We start from the raw sequence: 19,353 nt of genomic DNA on the forward strand, positions 1-19,353 counted from the left end.
TAAAGATAAAAAAAGCGAACGTCATGTTGGCTTTTTTATGAGGTGAATGAGGGGGCCTAGGTGAGCGCAATGCCCTCCAAATCATCCAACCCGATCATGTATTCATGCACTTGACCATATTCCGTTTCGGTTGGATTTGGATAGAACCAATTGACGATTTGTTCGGCAACACTGGCATGGGTGTGTAGCTCAAAATGGTTTAAGCCGTAGAAAATGGCTTTATGTGAATCGGGAACTTTCAGTTGAAAGCGTGGATTCATATGCTCGCCTAAGGCACTTTTCACACTGACCAAATAGTCCCCAATCACATTGAGCGCGCGATATTTGCGATGTTCAAACTCAATGGTACCTGCCACCAAGAAGGTATTGATATGGGAGGGTAAAGGGGCTGGCTTACGATTGTCATCAACATGACCAATACGCGCTTCATTATGTTCCCAGTCATCATCCCGCACACTGCCATGCCGTAAGTCTAAAATACCGTTGCTGCGAATGTTGACGATATGCCCAATAATTTTGACAAAAGGGAAACGTCCCAATTTGTCCTGCAAATGAAAGCCAAAACGTTCTAAAGCCGCACCATGATGCGGAGAACCAATACAGACCATGTTTTCCACCACATGAATCCAGCTTTGCATATTTTGTTTGCCGTAGAACAGCGCACTGCGTGAAACCAGTCCACCCATACTGTGTCCAATCAGATCAATCGAGCTAATCCGTGGGTTACGGTTAAGTAAATCTTGTAGTGAGTTGGCAAAGCTACGCCCATTGGCTGAAATACGACGACCCGTGTTGTAGTTGAGATATAGCATGGTATTTTGTGCACGTTGCGCCAGCAGTTTTTCCCCTATACCGCCATAACGCGCCGTGCTCCAGTACAAATGGTTCATGCATAGACCGTGGACCATAATCACCACGCGCCCAGACAACTCGCCTTGCTGGATAGCACCGTAATGATCATAAAACACCATCGGTAGCGCCACAGGGTTGTGGTATTTCAGTAAATAGTCGCCCAAAACACCATTGATTGCACCGACTAAATAATGCATGGTTGGGGTTAAGGGTTTGCGATGCAAATTTGGAAATTTCTCAATGATATGACGCAAACTTGGCGCCAATAAATAGCTACCGTAGTTTTGCAAGGTATTGAAGGAAAACTGGTAAATTTTTTCAATTGACCGTGTCGACAGAAACTTCTTGGAACTGGTTTCATTCATCCCAAATAAACTGATTAAAATTTCACGCTGAATGGCCTGAATTAAATCGTGGACGACGTCGCCTAAGCGAGTTGTCACCAACTGAGCAATCCCTTCAAGCAGGTCGGCTTGGCTGGGAGGAGTACGATCCCATTTACAATAGGTCTCGTGCAGAGGCGTTAAACTTGGCATTTTTTCTACCCTTGTGTTTCTGTGTCCAAAGGGACTTTATTTTTTTCAACGATCACGGTATAAATTCTTAGCACTCTAGCTTATCTAATTCATCTCGAACAACTTTTACAATAGCGATGAATACACAGATGACCTTATTTTTTTGTCTGACAATTTTTATATCCATACAAAATAATACAGTCGGCTGAAGCCATCTCTTTTGAGTTCAATAAAAATGATGTAGAAGAGTAAATGTACAGCATGAATATTATTTATTTACATGGCTTTCAAAGCAGTTCTTTATCGATTAAAGGTCAATTGCTGAAACGCTATTGCGAATCTCATCCACAGTGGCACGTGCATTTGCCAGACTTGAACATGCCGCCACATTTGGCCTTAGAAAAATTGGCCGCCTTGATTCAGGAGTTGGATCAGGTAGTACTGGTGGGCAGTAGTTTAGGTGGATTTTATGCGACACAACTGGTCGCGAAGTTGGCAGTACCGGCTGTGCTGATCAATCCGGTTATGCAACCATGGCATTTGTTCCGAGATCTATTTGGTGCGACGCAACTGCCCTATAGAGTCAATGAACATTGGACGCTCGATGATGCGCAATTGGACTATTTAGAACAGATTGAACTGCCATTTGTGCAAGATGCAGACAAAATTTTAGTGTTATTGCAACAAGGCGATGAAGTTTTGGATTATCGTGAAGCACAGCGCTATTATAATGGCGCAGCGCTCGTGATCTCGGAAACGCAAGGCAATCATGCGATGGAAGATTTCGCAGACAAAATACCGATGGCATTACAGTTTTTATCGGACTGCTTAAAATAAGGAAACAGTACAACGTGTCTCAATATACGGCTCAATCGCTTGAAGTATTATCTGGTTTAGATCCGGTACGTCGTCGTCCCGGCATGTATACCGATACCACACGCCCAAACCATTTGGCGCAAGAGGTTATTGATAATGCAGTCGATGAGGCACTGGCCGGTCATGCCAACAAAATTACCGTCACCGTTTATAAAGATGGTTCACTCTCAGTCGAAGACAATGGTCGTGGCATGCCTGTCGATATTCACCCCGAATATGGTCAAAGCGGGATCGAGATCATCCTGACCAAGCTGCATGCAGGTGGTAAATTCAGTACCGACAACTACCAGTTTTCAGGTGGTTTGCATGGCGTAGGCATTTCCGTGGTGAATGCTTTATCTAGCCGAGTCGAAGTAGAAGTTCAGCGTCAAGGCAACCTCTACCAAATGGCCTTTGAGCACGGTGAACCGACTGCGCCCTTGGTGGTATTAGAAGGTAAAGCTCCGAAGCGTGCGACAGGAACCACCGTTCACTTTTGGCCTGAAGCTAAATATTTTGATTCACCGAAATTTGCCCTGAAAGCGCTGAAGCACAACTTAAAAGCCAAAGCTGTTTTGGCTGCCGGTTTGCAAATCAATTATGTCGATCAAATCAATGACGAAAAAATCGTTTGGCAGTTTGAAAATGGCCTCGTCGATTATTTGATGGATGAAATTGAAGATCGTGAGATTCTGCCTCATCCAGCCTTTGTGGCAACAGGAGATGCTGAGCGTGCCAGTGCCGAATTTGCCATTTGTTGGAATGTCGATGGTGGCGAATTGGTCCAAGAAAGCTATGTGAACTTGATTCCAACGGCGCAAGGCGGAACTCATGTGAATGGCCTACGTTCAGGTGTGACCGATGCGATGCGTGAGTTTTGTGAACTGCGTAATTTGCTGCCACGCAATATGAAGCTGTCGGCTGAAGACGTCTGGGATGGTGTGAACTATATTTTGTCGTTGAAGTTCCAAGAGCCACAGTTTTCAGGCCAAACCAAAGAGCGTTTATCCAGTCGTGAAGCGTCGGGGATTGTCCAGAACATTGCGAAAGATGCTTTTGCACTGTGGTTGAACCAAAACTCCGATATTGCCATGCAGTTGGCAGAAATGGCGATCTCGAAAGCAGGTCGTCGTCTGAAAGCTGCGAAAAAAGTTGAACGTAAGAAAATTGTGGCAGGTCCGACTTTACCCGGAAAATTGTCAGACTGTGTTGGGCATACCTTAGAAGAGTCTGAACTGTTCATTGTAGAAGGGGATTCTGCCGGTGGTTCAGCCAAGCAGGCACGTGATAAAAACTTCCAAGCGATCATGCCCATTCGTGGGAAAATCTTAAATACGTGGGAAGTCTCTTCTGATGAAGTCTTGGCTTCGCAAGAAGTGCATAATATTGCCATTGCGATCGGGGTCGATCCGGGGTCGGATGATTTATCCGAATTACGTTATGGCAAGATCTGTATCTTGGCCGATGCCGACTCGGATGGTCTACACATTGCGACGCTGCTGTGTGCTTTGTTTGTGAAACATTTTCCGATCTTGGTTGAAGAGGGACATCTGTATGTGGCGATGCCACCGCTGTATCGAATTGATGATGCAAAAGATGTGCACTATGCCTTGGACGATGATGAGCTTGAAAGCATGTTAAAAAAATGCAAAACCAAGAACCCACAAATTACTCGATTTAAGGGTTTGGGTGAAATGAACGCAAGCCAACTGCGTGAAACCACGTTGGATCCAAATACACGCCGTTTGGTGCAGTTAGATTTGGATGACAGTCATTTTACCGCAGGTTTATTGGACAAATTACTGGCAAAAAAACGCTCCAGTGACCGTAAAGAATGGTTAGAGCAGAAAGGTAACTTGGCCGAGTTAGTGGTTTAAGCACTGCTAAGGACAAAAGCAAAAAGCCCGCACATTGCGGGCTTTTTGCTGCGCAGATGGGCAATAAGATTGCGCTTAATCTGTGCAAAATTTTTCAGTCAATCGATTGAATTAGGAGAAATGAATTGATTTGGAACACATGATGTATACAAGTTTGTATGCAGAAAAGTAGTCCTCTGAGCGAAAATCTACCTAAAATACAGTGCATTTTAAAATTAATAAATTATTGATAAATATTAAAATAATTAAAAATTTGATAATGATTTGTATATCCTAAAATCCTGCTTGGCATAGAAATTGAATTGGCACTCATAGCGCGAATAACAATCATGCATTGCAAAATGCACCCTAAGTTTCAAGTTTGGAGAAAATCAAGATGTTCCAACAAAAATTACTCACGAAAACATTCCTTGCAACTGCAATGATGGGGACTATTGCTTTGACAGGTTGTTCAAAACCTGCGGAGAAAGCGGAAACAGCAACGTCTGAGCCAGCAGCGGCAGTGAGCAGTGGTGACACTATCAAAGTCGGAATTTTGCACTCCCTGTCAGGCACCATGGCAATTTCTGAAACCTCACTCAAAGATACGGCCTTGATGACCATAAATGAAATTAATGCCAATGGTGGGGTGCTGGGTAAAAAATTAGAACCTGTCGTAGTCGATCCAGCATCTGATTGGCCTTTATTTGCTGAAAAAGCACGTCAACTTATTACCCAAGATAAAGTCGCGGTGATTTTTGGTTCATGGACATCGGTATCGCGTAAGTCAGTGTTACCTGTGGTAGAAGAATTGAATGGTTTATTGTTCTATCCCGTGCAATATGAGGGGCAGGAACAGTCGAAAAATATTTTCTATACAGGCGCTGCACCGAACCAACAGGCGATTCCTGCGGTGGAATATTTGATGAGCGAAGAGGGCGGTAAAGCAGAGCGCTTTGTTCTACTCGGTACGGACTATGTCTACCCACGCACCACCAATAAAATTTTACGTGCGTTCTTGAAGTCCAAAGGTGTGGCCGATGCGGACATCATGGAAGAGTACACCCCCTTCGGTCATAGTAACTATCAAACCATTGTTGGAAATGTGAAGAAATTTGCTGCGGGTAAGAAAACTGCAGTAATTTCAACCATCAATGGCGATTCTAACGTACCGTTCTATCGTGAGCTGGGTAACCAAGGCATTAAAGCTTCGGATATTCCAGTCATGGCTTTCTCTGTGGGTGAAGAAGAACTCCGTGGTATTGATACCAAACCATTGGTTGGACATTTGGCTGCTTGGAACTATTTCATGTCGGTGAAAAACCCGACCAATACTGAATTTGTGAATAAAATGAAGCAGTATGCGGTGCAGTATAAGTTGCCGAATGCTGACAAAATCGTGACCAATGATCCGATGGAAGCCACCTATGTGGGCATTAATATGTGGAAACAAGCGGTTGAAAAAGCAGGCAGTACCGATGTTGATAAAGTTCGCGTTGCGATGGCAGGCCAAGAGTTCAAAGCACCTTCTGGCTACACCTTAAAAATGGATGCAGAAAACCATCACTTACATAAACCAGTCATGATTGGTGAGATTCGCGCAGATGGTCAGTTTGATGTGGTCTACAAAACACCGAGTGTGATTAAAGCAGAGCCTTGGAGCCCATACATTCCTAAATAATTGTCTTAAGTACTGAGCCTATAGCTTCGGCTGTGGGCTCTTAAATAAAAACATCCCGATACGGGACTTTTTAAGCAACCTTAAGGGAATATTTTATGAATCCAAAGATTTTTTGTGTCGCGATACTCTGCTCAATGGCACAGCTCATGAGTAACAGTGTTTGGGCTGAAAATACTGAACCTGCTTCTCCTACACAAAGTGCATCAGCATCTAATGATGCCATTCAACGTTTTGTTAAAGCAGAATTTGCAGAGCGTCGTGCCATGCTGAACCAGTGGCCGGGCACGATTGAAGAGTTTGATCGTCTCGTTGCATTTATTGAAAATGATGAGTTATACAAAGACAGTGCAGGCACGACGTATATCTTAAAAAATAATGAAAAATTATTACGTTATCCCGATGAGCAAGTAATTGAAACTTGGCCAGGGGATTTGTCTCAGGTAACTTTGGTCAACACCTTACGTAAAGCCTTAAACTTTGGACAGGCACAGGCCAAATTAAAATCTGAAGAATCTGCCCAACGTTTAGCAGCCATTGATATTTTAGAAAATAATCTGTCTGAACTGAATGTTGCGCAGATTAATCAGCTCTATCTGCATGAACAAAATAATAAAGTTAAACAGCGCTTGGCACAGCTCAAAGCGCGCCTCGACTTTGAAAGTCCAGATGTTTTAGTCCAAATTCAGGCTGCTAAAGTCCTTACAGATTCCAACCGTCCCGATGTGCTGGCACTGGTTGAGCAGGCTTTAACTCAATCAAATTTGAACCCAGAACTCAAAACTGTGTTGGTGGATGCCAAAAGTCAGATTAAAACCCGGATCCAAGCCAGTGAATGGGCTGGACATGTGTTTTCAGGTTTCAGTACGGCCAGTATTTTACTGCTAGCAGCGCTCGGTTTGGCCATCACCTATGGCCTGCTTGGTGTGATTAATATGGCGCATGGTGAGTTGATTATGATTGGGGCCTATACCACCTATGTGGTGCAAAGCCTGTTTAAGACCTACTTGGGTAGCTATGTCGATTGGTATTTGATTGCTGCTATTCCTGCGGCCTTTTTGGTGAGCGCCTTAATTGGTATGTTGATTGAACGGACGGTGATTCGTCCACTGTACGGCCGTCAGCTTGAAACCTTGTTGGCCACTTTTGGGGTCAGTCTGATTTTGATGCAATTGGTGCGGATGATTTTTGGCGCGCAAAATGTTGAAGTCTCGAATATTTCTTGGTTATCGGGCGGGATAGCGCTGAGTCCGAGTTTGATGCTGCCGTATAACCGGATTGCCATTATTGTGTTTACGGTTGCGGTGCTACTGCTGTTGGTTTACCTGCTTAATAAAACTCGCTTTGGTCTGTTTGTTCGTGCAGTGACACAAAACCGTCAAATGGCACGTGCTGTCGGTATCCGCTCTAGCCGTATCGATATGTTGGCCTTTGGGCTGGGTTCTGGGCTGGCTGGTCTAGCGGGCTGTGCCTTAGCGCAAGTGGGCAATGTTGGGCCTGATTTGGGTCAGAACTATATTATCGATGCTTTCTTGGTTGTTGTGGTAGGTGGTGTCGGGCAAGTTTGGGGAGCTGTGCTGGCGGCGCTTGGTTTAGGGATCAGCGGTACAGTCCTTGAAATTGGGATGGGGGCTGTTCTTGCAAAAATTATTCTACTGGTTCTTGTGATTTTGTTTATTCAAAAACGTCCACAAGGTTTGTTTGCCATCAAAGGCCGTTTTGTGGAGTAAGCGCATGAAAATCACTTCTTTATTTTCCGATAAACCTTATAGTGCGTTCGCTATTGCGGTCTGCTTTACGGTGATGTTGATCCTGCCTTGGTTACATTTGCTACCGGCAGATTCTGCCTTTCATCTCTCTGCGTATTGGGTCACCTTGATTGGCAAAATCATGTGTTTGGCTCTGGTGGCTTTGGCGCTGGACTTGGTTTGGGGTTATGCAGGCATTTTAAGCCTAGGCCATGGCTTGTACTTTGCCCTTGGTGGTTATGCCTTCGGCATGTATCTGATGCGTCAGACAGCGGGTGACAGCCTGCCTGACTTTATGCGGTTTTTAAGTTGGACTGAACTGCCGTGGTATTGGGTGGGTAGCAATCATTTCTTATGGGCTTTGGCTTTGGTGGTGTTGGTTCCTGGTGTGGTGGCCTTCATCTTTGGTTTCTTTGCCTTTCGTTCCAAAATTAAAGGCGTGTATTTCTCGATTATTACGCAGGCCATGACATTTGCTGCGGCATTGTTATTTTTCCGCAATGAAACAGGCTTTGGCGGAAACAATGGATTTACTGGCTTTAAGACTATTTTAGGCATGGACATTACTTCTGCTCCCATGCGTGCCACCTTATGTTCCTTAACGGCTTTGGTGTTGATGCTGTGCTTTGTAGGTCTGCGTCATCTCATGAATAAACCCTATGGTCGTGTGCTGGGGGCGATTCGGGACAGTGAAAACCGCTTGCAGTACTTGGGCTATCGTACGCTGTGGTACAAGCTTTCTGCATGGGTACTGTCCGCAGTGATTGCAGGTATCGCAGGAGCTTTGTATGTGCCTCAGGCTGGCATTATTAACCCGAGTGAAATGAACCCTGTCAATTCGATTGAAATGGCGGTATGGGTGGCTGCGGGTGGGCGTGGCACCTTGATTGGCCCAATTTTGGGTGCAGGGTTAATTAATGGCGTGAAAACCTATTTCACCGTGGCTTATCCAGAAGCATGGTTATTGATTTTGGGTGCTTTATTTATTGTGGTCACCATTTTTTTACCCAAAGGTGTCATTGGTCTGTTTGACCGTTTTAAAAAGGAGCGTAGCGAATGAGTGAGCTAATACAACCTCATGGTGGCCATGCTTCAGACGGCTATGGACGTCCCAAAGAACAAGGCGCCGACTTCAGTCATGGGATTGCACTGTACTTGGAGAAAGTTAGTGTTTGGTTTGATGCTTTTCGTGCCTTAAATGATTTATCGCTATACATCCAAGAAGGAGAGCTACGCTGCATCATTGGGCCCAATGGGGCAGGTAAAACCACACTAATGGATGTGATTACGGGAAAAACCCGACCGACAGAAGGCTCCGCTTTTTTTGGGCAAAACTATGATTTGGCCAAGATGAGTACCGAGCAAATTGCGGAAGCAGGCATTGGGCGTAAATTTCAAAAACCAACGGTATTTGAAAACTTTAGCGTGATGGAAAACTTGCTACTCGCTGCACCCAAAGATAAGCGGGTGAAGAAAAGCTTCTTCAGCAAACTAGATCCAGACGCACAGCTGGCTTTGGATGAGTCATTGGCGCAAATCCGCCTAGAAGAGTGGGTACATAAACCTGCGGGGCTGTTGTCACATGGACAAAAGCAATGGTTGGAAATCGGTATGTTGCTTATGCAACGTCCTAAGCTGATCCTACTCGATGAACCTGTGGCGGGTATGACCGATGCCGAAACGGAACGAACCGCTGAGCTATGTTTAGAGTTAAAGAAAAATCACACCTTGGTGGTGGTTGAACATGACATGAGCTTTATCGACACCATCAGTGAAAAAGTGACTGTACTGGCTCAAGGGGCGATTTTAGCCGAAGGTACATTGGCTGAGGTACAGGCCAATGAAGATGTGATTGAGAAATATTTAGGACGTTAAGGAGCCGACCATGTTAGAAGTCAAAGACGTCAATCAGTTTTACGGTGGCAGCCATATTTTAAGAGATGTCTCCTTTCAGGCCCCTGTGGGAGAGTGCTCCGTGGTGCTGGGGCGTAATGGCGTAGGGAAAACCACTTTACTGAAATGTTTAATGGGGATTTTACCGATTAAGTCCGGACAGATTTTACTTGATGGTCAGGACATTTCGAAAATGAGTCCCGAGCAACGCGTGCGTGTAGGTTTGGCTTATGTGCCGCAAGGGCGTGATATTTTTTCAACCTTAACTGTCGAAGAAAATATCCTGATTGGCATGGCCAAGTTTAAGGGGGTGAAAACTCGAAAAGTGCCTGAGCATTTGTATGAAATTTTCCCAATTTTAGATGAAATGAAGCACCGCCGAGGCGGGGATTTATCAGGGGGGCAGCAGCAGCAGCTGGCGATTGCGCGTGCCCTAGCATCAGAGCCTCGGGTGTTAATTTTGGATGAGCCTACAGAAGGCATTCAACCTTCTATTATCAAAGACATTGGCCGAGTGATTCGTAAACTGGCAGATGGCGGCGACATGGCGGTGGTTTTGGTCGAGCAGTTTTATGATTTTGCCGAGGAGCTGGCCGATGCATATACCGTCATGGCCCGTGGACAAGTGATTGCGCAAGGGGCAGGCTGTGAAATGCCTGCAAAAGGTATTCGAGAATTGGTAGCGATTTAAGCTTTTTTATTCTCCCCCTCTTCCAAAGGGAGAGGGGGAAGCCTCCCTTTTAAAAGGGAGGTTTGGAGGGATTTATTGTTTTTAAATCTCAGTATTTTCATCCCATAAAAAATAAATACCATACTGACCAGTTCGGAACTCACCACCAATAGCTTTTCCTGAATCGGTAAGAAAATGTTTTCCATTTTCTGTAAGGTTTAAATAGCCTTTATTGACTAATTTTTCTAATAAGTCTGGGGTTTTAATTCCAACTTTTGCTGCGAGTTTTGCAGTCGTTAGTTTGGTAAAAATTATTTCTTCTTCGCTTTCTTTCATCTCTGAAACTGGAGAAGCTTCAGCTTTTACTTCATCTAGAGTAATACGTACTTCATCACTAATACGGATAATCCTTTGAGCTTCCTCATAAGCATCTTTGAAGACTTCATTATCTTCATACTTACGGACTAAGATCCCCATTTCATTGTTATTGACTTGGCTGAACTCATAAAGGTTTAGACTTGAAATAATACATTCACTTTCATTGATATAGCATTTTGCATGTAAGTTTTTGCAAAAGCTAACGCGAACATAATCCAATTTTTGCATCCATTTAATTTCGTCTGGGTGTAAATCACTTTTTCCATAGACAATACGAATGTCAATTTTGAGACGATCTTTATCTTCGAGTAATTCCTTAATTCGGTCATTTAAACGGAGATAAGGACTAATTAAAATAAGGCGTTCTTTTGCATTTTTGATGAGTTCTTCAAGAAAAAAATTAGTACCACTTGTATTTAAAAATTTTGCCATTTATCCCTCTGATTATTTTGAATAATTAAATGAGATATTAACGCATAAATACTTGGTTAGGGATGATCTAGACGTGTAATTTGAATTTTTTCATCAAGCTGAAAAATATCACAATGATGTTCTGTCCTCATCCAATCAAAACCGAAAACTCCCTTGAGGGATTCGATTGTTTGAGTCTCAATATATACATTTGCTAGGAGGGGTAAATTATAGTCTGTGTTGGCCGGCCTTTGGGTTGGAAGTAAAGGTTGGTCGTCTTTAACTTTGTATGAAAAATTACTCATACAAATTGTTTGAGCAGTATGCTTTTAGACGCGTTAAGCTAATGCAAAGCAACAACAATAAGAGCAGCCATATGGACACATTATTATTAAGTATTCCGCCCAATGCTTTGGAAACGTTGATTTTAGAATCTATTTCTGTCGACGATGTGCTGAATTCGGAGCACATCGAGTCGCATCTGCTTTTAGGTAAAAACTGGAAAATCTTACAGACCTTATTGCAAGGTAGTTTTAAGTCTGGCACTTCTTTACTGGCTTTGAGTGTGCAAGCCGAGCATCACTTGGCAGAGCGCCAAAAACAACTTACAGAGGTACGTTATAACACCGCGGTGCGTGTGGTTGAAGTCCAGGAAGCTTTAGAAAAACTGGATATCGAAGACTTTAAAAAGCATATGCAAACCAATTGTTTGAAACGCTTAGAACAGGAACATGGCATCCAGACCGAATCGATTGAATTGCAATTTGCCGAGTTGAGTTTAGTCTTTGCTCAGCTCAGAAACTTTTATGAACATGCGGCCAAGCATACGTATGCCGTGATCAGCGTCACCAGTGACAATTTAGTCCCGACCTCACTGATTTAACAGCAGTTGCATCAACACCAGATCACGCCATTGCCCAAACTTTTGTCCGACTTGGGGCATATATCCAGTTTGTACAAAGCCAAACTTTTCATGCAAAGCAATTGAAGCCAGATTGGCGTGGTCAATCCCTGCAACCATGACATGCATGTGCTGCATTTTTGCTTTTTCAATCAAATACGCTAAAAGCTGTTGACCTAAGCCCTGACGGGCATAGTTGGGTGAAATATAAATCGAGTGCTCAACGGTATAACGATAGCCTGAAAAATTACGGAAGGTGGCATAGTCTGCAAAGCCAGCAATAGCTTGCGTTTCTTGGTCTTCCACCACGCAAAATGGAAATTGGTTTTGTTGAAAGTGTAGTAATTGTTTTTGGAAATGCGCTAAATCATAGGCATGTTCATTCCAAGTGGCCATGCCATGTAAGACTTCTGCATTATAAATATTTTGGATCGCGGGCAGATCGTGTTCAGTGGCTGGACGAATGAGAAAAGACATGAAGGCAAGGTTGTATGCGTTGGGGCTTTATCATGCTGCTTTTGCATAAAAAAAAGCAAGACAGAAGTCTTGCTTTTGGATATTCACAAAAGTGAATTAGAAGTGGTATTTGATTAACGCACTTACGTCATTTTGGTCAACGCCTTTATAGCCGTATTTGTTATTCCAAACTGAGTGCTCGATACCCACGTATAGGCGTGTATCTGGAGAAATGTGTTTACCTACATTCCATTTGTACTGACTAGTCCAGTTTAACTCGCTTGCATGGTCATCTTCAGCAGTTGACCAGTCAAGGAAGGCATCAACTAAAAAGTCTTCAGAACCAAGTTTGAACGGTACTGCATAGGTGATGGTCATTTGATAATCATCATCAGTCAGGTCATTATCTGCTTTGTAGAAGTTGATGTTTGCATACTGTGTATATGGCACGTTTAAGGCAAAACCAATACCATAGAGGTAGTTGTTGAAACCTTCACCGCCTTCCCATGTCGTTGCAACTAGCACATCTTTAACTGGGCCAAGCTCAAGTTTAGTTCCTGTCATCGCACCTAAGCTGAAACGTGGTGCAACTTCAAAGTAAGTTTCATTGCCATCAGCATCGTTGTTGGTACGGTCAGCGAAAGCGAAGAAATCGCCATATTTGAAGCCAGCTGCATATTCTGCAGTAATGGTTGTTTGCTCAAGTTTTTCGTCTTGAGTCACAAATGGTGATTTGTAGTTTTCACCATATAAACCAGTGAAGCTAAAGTCTTGCCAAATCGGCGCAGCTTGAGAGATTGCCGCAGCAGAAGATAATGCTACGAAAGCAGCAATTTGAGTCAGTTTCATGAATATTTCCCCAAAAAATCGGATACAGGATACCGATTATTAAGCAAAAATAAAGCCAAATTTGACGAACGTCATTGAAAATAGATATCAAAATGAGCCGTTTTTTATACTTTTTTTACCAAATGGTTTAATGTTGCCTTTCACGCATGACACTTAATTTGATATGGACCTTCTTGGAAAAAATGTTAGGGGATTGAATAATAAATTTAGCAATATCGACATGATACAGCTCGGGAGAATCCTAGAATGGAACAGGGTTTGCACTTATTTGGGGGATGTTTGCAAAGAATGAATGATCGATGTTTGGAGTCATTCCTGCCGTAATTGAAGTTGTCATAATCATTAGATTTTTTGTTCATTCTAGCCAATGAAGTCACCTGAATAGTAGAAGATGGAATCAAATCCATCTGTTTTTAGCCATGCAAGTAAGGGCTTGTCACAATAAGTATCCTTTTCATATTTTTTTAAAAATATCACTTGCATAATTTTCAGTTAGGCCCGATATTCAAAGGAGAAGGACACAGATCTGCAGACTCAAAAGTGTTCATCATTCAATCGATGGAGGTTACATTCCAAAGCAATTGAAGATGGTCGAATACTGTTAAAACAGTAAGTTACAAGTGTACCAAGAGATAAAAATCTTCGTACAACAAAAGAGTCGAATAAAGAAAGAGAGAGAGGATGTTATTTTATGAACATAGAAATCCGTACAGATAAAAACATTCAAAATAGTGACCGTTTAATTAGTTATATACGCGAAGAGCTGAATCAAGAATTTCAACGTCACAGTGAGCGCATTACCCACTTTTCAGTGCATCTAAGTGATGCCAATAGCCATAAAGGCGGAGATGACGACATTCAATGTATGATTGAAGCGCGTCCAGCAGGTTTAAAACCCGTGGTTGTAAATCATAAAGGTCATAATGTCGATACTGCGATTCATGGCGCGATCGATCGCCTTAAACGTAGTTTAGAACATACCTTTGAAAAAAATGATAAACCACGTGCTGGCCAACCTGTATATGCAGATCAGGATGATGGCCTAGTTGATGATGAGGAAGATTAAACCTCACCGAATTTAAAAAAAGCCCCTCAATCAGGGGCTTTTTTAATGCTGGGCACTCACTTTTATCCAACATTACGGATAACAAATGTCCCGTTTATTCGGCATAATAGAATAAACTGAATTGAAGAGCGTCATCTCCATGTTAACCGCGCAACAACAAGCTTTCGTGCAAGCACTTGAAGAATTAGATCTTCAACAAGTTCAACGTCTATTGACCGATGGGTTAAGTCTCAATTTTATCGATCCTGAAAAAGGACCTGTGATTTCTGTCTGGTCAGATGGCTTATTCAAATGGTGGGAAGCGATTTGCGAAGCGTATGAAGCAGGCGCACCGCTGTCAGAACAAGAAAAACAACAGACTCTAGCGGTACATTTAGACATTTTAGAACAACTGATTCATGGCAAAGCAAACTTGCATTTGTGGGATACAGAAGAAATTTATGGCCCACTTTGGGATGCTGCAAGTGCTGCATGTGCGCCCGCGGTCAAACGTTTATTGGATGAAAAAGTTGATCCAAACACCAAAGATGAAGATGGCTTAACTATTTTATCTTCAATTAGCGATTTATTCTTTGATTGTGAATTTGACGAAATTAATTGGGCCGAAGCATTGGCTGAAGAAAAGCAAACTTTAGAGTTGCTTCGTCAGCATGGTGCAAAAATGACAAAAGAATTAGCTTAAACAGCGAGATCATCATGATGCAATTAAAACATTTAGGTTTATGTGTAGCCGCTGGGTTCAGTATGAATGCGATGGCTGCAGATTTTTCCTTTGACCGCCCAGGTTCGGGCATAGGGACAGGGATTACGCCTGTGGGACAGTTGGCTTGGGAGCAGGGCTTGGCCAATGCGCACTATGCTGAATCGACCACGGCTGATGGTGAAAAAGTCAAAACCACCAGCTTAAATGCAGATATGTTATTGCGCACAGGTTTAGCTGAAAACATCGAATTGCAATTGGGTTGGGCTGGGCCCTCTTGGCAACAAATGAAAGTGGCAGGCAATAAGTCTGAAACAGATGGTTTGGGGGATGTCAGTGTGGGTGTGAAAGCGGCGATTCCTTTGGATGATGAACGCTTGAGTATGGCGGTACTGGCTGAAGCGATTATTGCCACAGGTAATGATGGTTTCACCAATGAAGATGATATTTATAGTCTGTCATCTGTGGTTGCATACGATTATAGCGACCTCGTGTCGACATCCATCACTATGCGTTATGAAGTGCAAAATAGTGATTGGGCCATTTCTGCAATTCCGACTTTAGAATATCAATTTACCGATAAACTCAGCGGTTTTTCTGAATTGGTTTATCGTAAAGCAGAAAGTCAAGACAATGAATATGCGCTCGGTACAGGTGTAATGTATGCGGTGAATAATCGGATGCAGTTGGACGCAAGTGTTGGTGTTGACTTAAATGGTTCAGATAAAAGTTATTATTCAGGCCTTGGTGTTTCATACTTATTTTAATTAGAAAAAAGAACATATTATGAAAAAGCATCTTCATCTGAAACAGGGGATGAGCGGCAAAACGTGGTATCTGGCGCTGTCAGTATTGATCATCAATCTGTGTATCTGGGCCAGTATCCTAAACGTTCATGCGGAAACTCCACTTCTTTCAGCTGAAGATGCTTTTCCATTTACAGTGGAATCCACGACTGAGCATAAGGCTCAACTGCACTGGAATATCCCTGAACAGTATTATCTGTATCAGCACAAATTTGAAGTGCAACAGGCGGGTCAGCCCCTTAAGCTTGAGCTACCGCCTGCGCATGATCTGTATGATGAAAACTATGGACACACCCAAGTTTATTATCAACAAGTGCAATTTGACTTAGATACACAGGCCTCGCAGACCTATAAGGTGACTTGGCAAGGCTGTGCCAAAGATCGTATTTGCTATCCACCGCAAAGCATTGAGTTTAAAACGGATGTAAATGGTTTGGTCAGCCTACAAGACCAAGCAGGTGGATCAAAACGACTGTTAGATTTAGCCGCGCAATCGAATCCGCAATTTGAGCCGATCAACCCCACAGTCACTGCTGAACCCGCCGCAACAGCTTCTGATACGATGGCTGCGCAAGACCAAATTTGGTCTGAAGAGTTAGCCAAAAGCTCGTTGGCCTATGGTTTATTACTGTTCTTTGGCCTCGGGATATTACTGGCGTTTACGCCGTGTTCTTTACCGATGTTGCCGATTTTAACCTCTTTAATTATTCGCGATAGCAAAGGCCTGAAAGCATGGATGATTGCTTTGGTCTTTGTGTGCAGTATGGCCATGGTCTATGCCATTTTGGGCTTGGTGGCCTCATCTGCAGGTTTGAACTTCCAGCGTTGGTTACAACAGCCATCCACCCTGATTGCTTTTAGCATTCTTTTTGTTTTATTCGCGCTCAATCTATTTGGTTTGTTTGAACTTAAACTGCCGCAAGCCGTGGTGAATAAACTTGATCATATCCAGTCTATGCAAAAGGGTGGAAGCCTGATCAGTGCTGCGATTATGGGCATGATCTCTGCGCTGTTGGTTGGACCGTGTATGACGGCACCTTTGGCAGGCGCTTTACTGTTTATTTCGCAAACACAAAGCCAGTGGCAAGGGGCCATTTTGCTGTTCACCTTAGGCTTTGGTATGGGGACACCATTGTTATTGGCAAGCGTACTGGGTGCTAAGGTATTGCCTCGTGCTGGGCTGTGGATGAATCAGGTTCGGGTATTCTTTGCTTTCATCATGTTGGCTTTAGCGCTGTATTTTGTGCGTCCTTTGCTTTCTGAAACATGGATGCAAGCACTGAGTCTGCTGCTAGGCTTGAGCTTTATTATTTATGTGTTGTATCGTTTGATGTGGCATAAAACTCAGTTGCGTATGCTGTACATCGTGGCTCTAGTCATTGGCGGGACGTACATTGCCTATAGCCAATATCAGCAGAGTCAGCGTTTCTTTGAAGCGCCAGTGGCTGCATCTGCGCGTTGGCATGTGGTAGCGACGGCAGCGGAGTTTAAGCAGCTCTTGGCACAAGCACCAAAAGGTCAAAAGATCATTATCGATGTCTATGCGGATTGGTGTGTTGCTTGTCAGCCGATTGAACACCGTATATTAAAGTCTGCAACGGTACAGCAAGCGCTTGCGCCATATTATTTGATTAAATTGGATTTGAGTCATTACGATGCAACCCATCAAGTGCTTTTAAACCAGTGGGATATTTTAGGACCACCGACCTATTTATTCTTAGATGCCTCACAACAAGAAATTCGTGGTTTACGTTTAACCGGTGCATTTACTGAGGCTGAACTTTTAGCTCAATTACAACGTTTTTAACCTGAGGGAGAAGGGTGATGCAACGTTTATATATTGCCAATAAAAATTACTCCAGTTGGTCAATGCGAGCGTGGTTGGTCTTGACCGCATTTAACATCGATTTTGAAGAGGCACTGGTTCGCTTTGATGCGACAAACCCCAGTTTTAAAGAGCAACTGTCCCACATTCATGCCAATGCTAAAGTGCCCGTATTGGATGTGGGTGAATTTAAAATTTGGGATTCTTTAGCCATCTGTGAATATTTGGCCGAGCAAAATCTAGATTTAGCCCTGTGGCCCAAGCTTGACTATTTGAGAGCAGAAGCACGGAGTATCAGTGGTGAGATGCACAGTAGTTTTATGGCACTACGCCAATTATGCCCCATGAATATTCAAGCGCAGTACAGCATAGCTGAGGGGCTAGCTTTGTGGGCGCAGCATGTTGAGTTAAGAGCAGATGTCGAACGAATTGAACAAATTTGGGCACAGCGTGCAGATGAACATCCCTTTCTATTTGGTGATTTTTCTATAGCCGATGCCTTCTATGCCCCTGTAGTGATGCGCTTTAAGAGTTATGCACTGCCTGTGTCTAAACGCAGCCAGCAGTATATGCAACAGATTATGCAGCATCCTGCGGTCATACAATGGGTCAACGCGGCACGGGCAGAAGCAGCTTAGTTAGGTGAAATGTGGTGTTTGTCACCAAATGCAGCGCTATCTTTGATCTCACCGGGATTGATTTCCAGATAGCATTTGATTTGATTACGTCCACTGGCTTTAGCGGCATAGAGTGCTTTGTCTGCTTGACTCAAAACTTGCTGAGGTCTGAGTCCATGGTGAGATTGTGCAATACCAAAACTAGCTGTAACGCGGATAGATTGACCTTCATCATTGCTAATGACTAAAGCCTCGATGGCTGAGCGACAACGTTCCGCAATTTGATCGGCTTTAGGGAGTGAAGCATGTTTTAAAATAAGGATAAACTCCTCTCCGCCAAAGCGCCCCACTAGGTCATGTTTTTGTATCTGGTCATTTAATTCTTGGCTCACAGCGATGAGCACGTTATCTCCCATATGATGTCCAAATTGGTCATTGATGCTTTTAAAATGATCGAGATCTAAGAGGACGACGGCATAGGGATTATGCGGATCTTGCTGATGCAAATACTCCAAACTTTGGCTAATATGGCGACGGTTAAATGTATTGGTTAGTGGGTCGATCTGACTTAAATGTTGAATGAGTCGTTCACGATGTCGCCATTGGCTAAGTAAAATTTCAAATAAAATCAGACAAGTGATTAGGATGGGAATAACGAAATACAGCATCGATAGGAGCCAAAACCCATTGAGAAAGAGTTGGCCATCAATCTGAAAAATAGGAGCATAAGGAATCACATCAATAAAACTGAGGTAGCCTGAGAAGGTTAAGAAGCCTGTCGCAGGAATTAGCATCGCATACACGATCTTTCGCTCAAACAACACCAAACCGACAGCGATCAGACAAATATAGACCACCATAGTGACAGGGCTAAACACCCCAATCATATAATCGTTATAGCAAAGTGAGATGATTAAAATTCCAATCGCAATATAAGGGAGGAATCGTTGTACCCAAGCTTGTTTTTGTAGGGCATAGCAAGGGTAAATCAAACCCAATAACGTGATGAAAAAAATGGAATTAATAACCAATTTGTGACGCAAAAGCTGAACATTAACGACATGCCAATATTCTGAGTTGAACAGTACAAAAGTCTCCCAAACTAACCAGATCAAATTGACACAACAGCCGAGAACAAGGATTAAAATACACTTTTTCAAGGTATCCCAGTTCATAATCACTTCCTCTTCAAGTAGATAATGAGAAAGTTTGCTGTTGCTTAGCTGTTTAGATATTGAGAACCATGAACTCATTCAATCGTTTCATCCTTGATATAT

18 protein-coding genes are annotated in these 19,353 nt (G+C 43.2%); 13 read left to right on the forward strand and 5 right to left on the reverse strand.

What is annotated here, in order from left to right:
• Positions 1-56: 56 nt before the first annotated feature.
• The gene (locus tag AC5EUN_RS00005; RefSeq protein ID WP_062031880.1) at positions 57-1,388 is read right to left on the reverse strand and encodes a PGAP1-like alpha/beta domain-containing protein; all 1,332 of its coding nucleotides are present in this window, start codon (positions 1,386-1,388) and stop codon (positions 57-59) included.
• Between the two features lie 240 nt (positions 1,389-1,628).
• On the opposite strand from AC5EUN_RS00005, the gene AC5EUN_RS00010 reads away from it, so the two are divergent.
• From AC5EUN_RS00010 to urtE, 7 genes are all read left to right on the forward strand, one after another.
• Entirely contained in the window at positions 1,629-2,204 is a 576-nt protein-coding gene (locus AC5EUN_RS00010) for a YqiA/YcfP family alpha/beta fold hydrolase (protein ID WP_493352483.1), read from the forward strand.
• Between the two features lie 14 nt (positions 2,205-2,218).
• Complete coding sequence (gene parE / locus AC5EUN_RS00015; protein ID WP_004978337.1) at positions 2,219-4,099, forward strand: DNA topoisomerase IV subunit B; 1,881 nt, start codon at positions 2,219-2,221, stop codon at positions 4,097-4,099.
• 376 nt (positions 4,100-4,475) lie between these two features.
• On the forward strand, positions 4,476-5,759 hold the full coding sequence (gene urtA, locus AC5EUN_RS00020) for an urea ABC transporter substrate-binding protein (protein ID WP_493352091.1): 1,284 nt from the start codon (positions 4,476-4,478) through the stop codon (positions 5,757-5,759).
• Positions 5,760-5,854: 95 nt separating this feature from the next.
• Positions 5,855-7,486, forward strand: coding sequence for an urea ABC transporter permease subunit UrtB (gene urtB, locus AC5EUN_RS00025; RefSeq protein WP_178895743.1), 1,632 nt, complete (start codon positions 5,855-5,857; stop codon positions 7,484-7,486).
• A gap of 4 nt (positions 7,487-7,490) precedes the next feature.
• Positions 7,491-8,564 (forward strand): urea ABC transporter permease subunit UrtC, encoded by a 1,074-nt coding sequence (urtC, locus tag AC5EUN_RS00030; protein WP_168158745.1) that lies wholly within the window; start codon positions 7,491-7,493, stop codon positions 8,562-8,564.
• A complete protein-coding gene (urtD, locus tag AC5EUN_RS00035; protein WP_004691767.1) occupies positions 8,561-9,379 on the forward strand; it encodes an urea ABC transporter ATP-binding protein UrtD in 819 nt (272 codons plus the stop codon). Before urtC ends, urtD begins: the two co-directional genes overlap by 4 nt.
• Before the next feature lie 10 nt (positions 9,380-9,389).
• The gene (gene urtE, locus AC5EUN_RS00040; protein WP_078425113.1) at positions 9,390-10,088 is read left to right on the forward strand and encodes an urea ABC transporter ATP-binding subunit UrtE; all 699 of its coding nucleotides are present in this window, start codon (positions 9,390-9,392) and stop codon (positions 10,086-10,088) included.
• 81 nt (positions 10,089-10,169) lie between these two features.
• Here urtE and AC5EUN_RS00045 read toward each other — a convergent pair whose 3' ends face one another.
• Entirely contained in the window at positions 10,170-10,877 is a 708-nt protein-coding gene (locus AC5EUN_RS00045) for a phospholipase D family protein (RefSeq protein WP_058870529.1), read from the reverse strand.
• Between the two features lie 355 nt (positions 10,878-11,232).
• On the opposite strand from AC5EUN_RS00045, the gene AC5EUN_RS00050 reads away from it, so the two are divergent.
• Complete coding sequence (locus AC5EUN_RS00050) at positions 11,233-11,739, forward strand: DUF1877 family protein (RefSeq protein WP_148825309.1); 507 nt, start codon at positions 11,233-11,235, stop codon at positions 11,737-11,739.
• On the opposite strand, the gene AC5EUN_RS00055 is transcribed toward AC5EUN_RS00050, so the two are convergent.
• Positions 11,728-12,234, reverse strand: a complete 507-nt coding sequence (locus tag AC5EUN_RS00055) for a GNAT family N-acetyltransferase (protein ID WP_148825310.1) — start codon at positions 12,232-12,234, stop codon at positions 11,728-11,730. The genes AC5EUN_RS00050 and AC5EUN_RS00055 overlap by 12 nt on opposite strands.
• A 96-nt stretch (positions 12,235-12,330) precedes the next feature.
• Complete coding sequence (locus AC5EUN_RS00060; protein WP_148825311.1) at positions 12,331-13,062, reverse strand: outer membrane protein OmpK; 732 nt, start codon at positions 13,060-13,062, stop codon at positions 12,331-12,333.
• 691 nt (positions 13,063-13,753) lie between these two features.
• On the opposite strand from AC5EUN_RS00060, the gene AC5EUN_RS00065 reads away from it, so the two are divergent.
• The 5 genes from AC5EUN_RS00065 to AC5EUN_RS00085 all read left to right on the forward strand — a co-directional run bounded on the left by AC5EUN_RS00065 (position 13,754) and on the right by AC5EUN_RS00085 (position 18,097).
• Positions 13,754-14,128, forward strand: coding sequence for an HPF/RaiA family ribosome-associated protein (locus AC5EUN_RS00065; RefSeq protein WP_004691760.1), 375 nt, complete (start codon positions 13,754-13,756; stop codon positions 14,126-14,128).
• Between the two features lie 139 nt (positions 14,129-14,267).
• Positions 14,268-14,810, forward strand: coding sequence for a hypothetical protein (locus AC5EUN_RS00070; protein WP_004978318.1), 543 nt, complete (start codon positions 14,268-14,270; stop codon positions 14,808-14,810).
• A gap of 14 nt (positions 14,811-14,824) precedes the next feature.
• On the forward strand, positions 14,825-15,595 hold the full coding sequence (locus AC5EUN_RS00075) for a transporter (protein WP_004978317.1): 771 nt from the start codon (positions 14,825-14,827) through the stop codon (positions 15,593-15,595).
• Between the two features lie 19 nt (positions 15,596-15,614).
• The gene (dsbD, locus tag AC5EUN_RS00080; RefSeq protein ID WP_493352092.1) at positions 15,615-17,441 is read left to right on the forward strand and encodes a protein-disulfide reductase DsbD; all 1,827 of its coding nucleotides are present in this window, start codon (positions 15,615-15,617) and stop codon (positions 17,439-17,441) included.
• Between the two features lie 17 nt (positions 17,442-17,458).
• Positions 17,459-18,097: a glutathione S-transferase family protein gene (locus tag AC5EUN_RS00085; protein ID WP_493352093.1), complete on the forward strand. Its 639-nt coding sequence runs from the start codon at positions 17,459-17,461 to the stop codon at positions 18,095-18,097.
• On the opposite strand, the gene AC5EUN_RS00090 is transcribed toward AC5EUN_RS00085, so the two are convergent.
• The gene (locus AC5EUN_RS00090) at positions 18,094-19,329 is read right to left on the reverse strand and encodes a GGDEF domain-containing protein (RefSeq protein WP_286405205.1); all 1,236 of its coding nucleotides are present in this window, start codon (positions 19,327-19,329) and stop codon (positions 18,094-18,096) included. The genes AC5EUN_RS00085 and AC5EUN_RS00090 overlap by 4 nt on opposite strands.
• Between the last annotated feature and the right edge of the window lie 24 nt (positions 19,330-19,353).

Source organism: Acinetobacter sp. CAU_H_S170_2, from assembly GCF_058890445.1.

Bases quoted from the DNA above. Each gene is read 5' to 3' on its own strand.
- AC5EUN_RS00005 (WP_062031880.1), bottom strand. From the start codon at position 1,388: ATGCCAAGTTTAACGCCTCTGCACGAGACCTATTGTAAATGGGATCGT.
- AC5EUN_RS00010 (WP_493352483.1), top strand. From the start codon at position 1,629: ATGAATATTATTTATTTACATGGCTTTCAAAGCAGTTCTTTATCGATT.
- urtA (WP_493352091.1), top strand. From the start codon at position 4,476: ATGTTCCAACAAAAATTACTCACGAAAACATTCCTTGCAACTGCAATG.
- urtB (WP_178895743.1), top strand. From the start codon at position 5,855: ATGAATCCAAAGATTTTTTGTGTCGCGATACTCTGCTCAATGGCACAG.
- urtC (WP_168158745.1), top strand. From the start codon at position 7,491: ATGAAAATCACTTCTTTATTTTCCGATAAACCTTATAGTGCGTTCGCT.
- urtD (WP_004691767.1), top strand. From the start codon at position 8,561: ATGAGTGAGCTAATACAACCTCATGGTGGCCATGCTTCAGACGGCTAT.
- urtE (WP_078425113.1), top strand. From the start codon at position 9,390: ATGTTAGAAGTCAAAGACGTCAATCAGTTTTACGGTGGCAGCCATATT.
- AC5EUN_RS00045 (WP_058870529.1), bottom strand. From the start codon at position 10,877: ATGGCAAAATTTTTAAATACAAGTGGTACTAATTTTTTTCTTGAAGAA.
- AC5EUN_RS00050 (WP_148825309.1), top strand. From the start codon at position 11,233: ATGGACACATTATTATTAAGTATTCCGCCCAATGCTTTGGAAACGTTG.
- AC5EUN_RS00055 (WP_148825310.1), bottom strand. From the start codon at position 12,234: ATGTCTTTTCTCATTCGTCCAGCCACTGAACACGATCTGCCCGCGATC.
- AC5EUN_RS00060 (WP_148825311.1), bottom strand. From the start codon at position 13,062: ATGAAACTGACTCAAATTGCTGCTTTCGTAGCATTATCTTCTGCTGCG.
- AC5EUN_RS00065 (WP_004691760.1), top strand. From the start codon at position 13,754: ATGAACATAGAAATCCGTACAGATAAAAACATTCAAAATAGTGACCGT.
- AC5EUN_RS00070 (WP_004978318.1), top strand. From the start codon at position 14,268: ATGTTAACCGCGCAACAACAAGCTTTCGTGCAAGCACTTGAAGAATTA.
- AC5EUN_RS00075 (WP_004978317.1), top strand. From the start codon at position 14,825: ATGATGCAATTAAAACATTTAGGTTTATGTGTAGCCGCTGGGTTCAGT.
- dsbD (WP_493352092.1), top strand. From the start codon at position 15,615: ATGAAAAAGCATCTTCATCTGAAACAGGGGATGAGCGGCAAAACGTGG.
- AC5EUN_RS00085 (WP_493352093.1), top strand. From the start codon at position 17,459: ATGCAACGTTTATATATTGCCAATAAAAATTACTCCAGTTGGTCAATG.
- AC5EUN_RS00090 (WP_286405205.1), bottom strand. From the start codon at position 19,329: ATGAGTTCATGGTTCTCAATATCTAAACAGCTAAGCAACAGCAAACTT.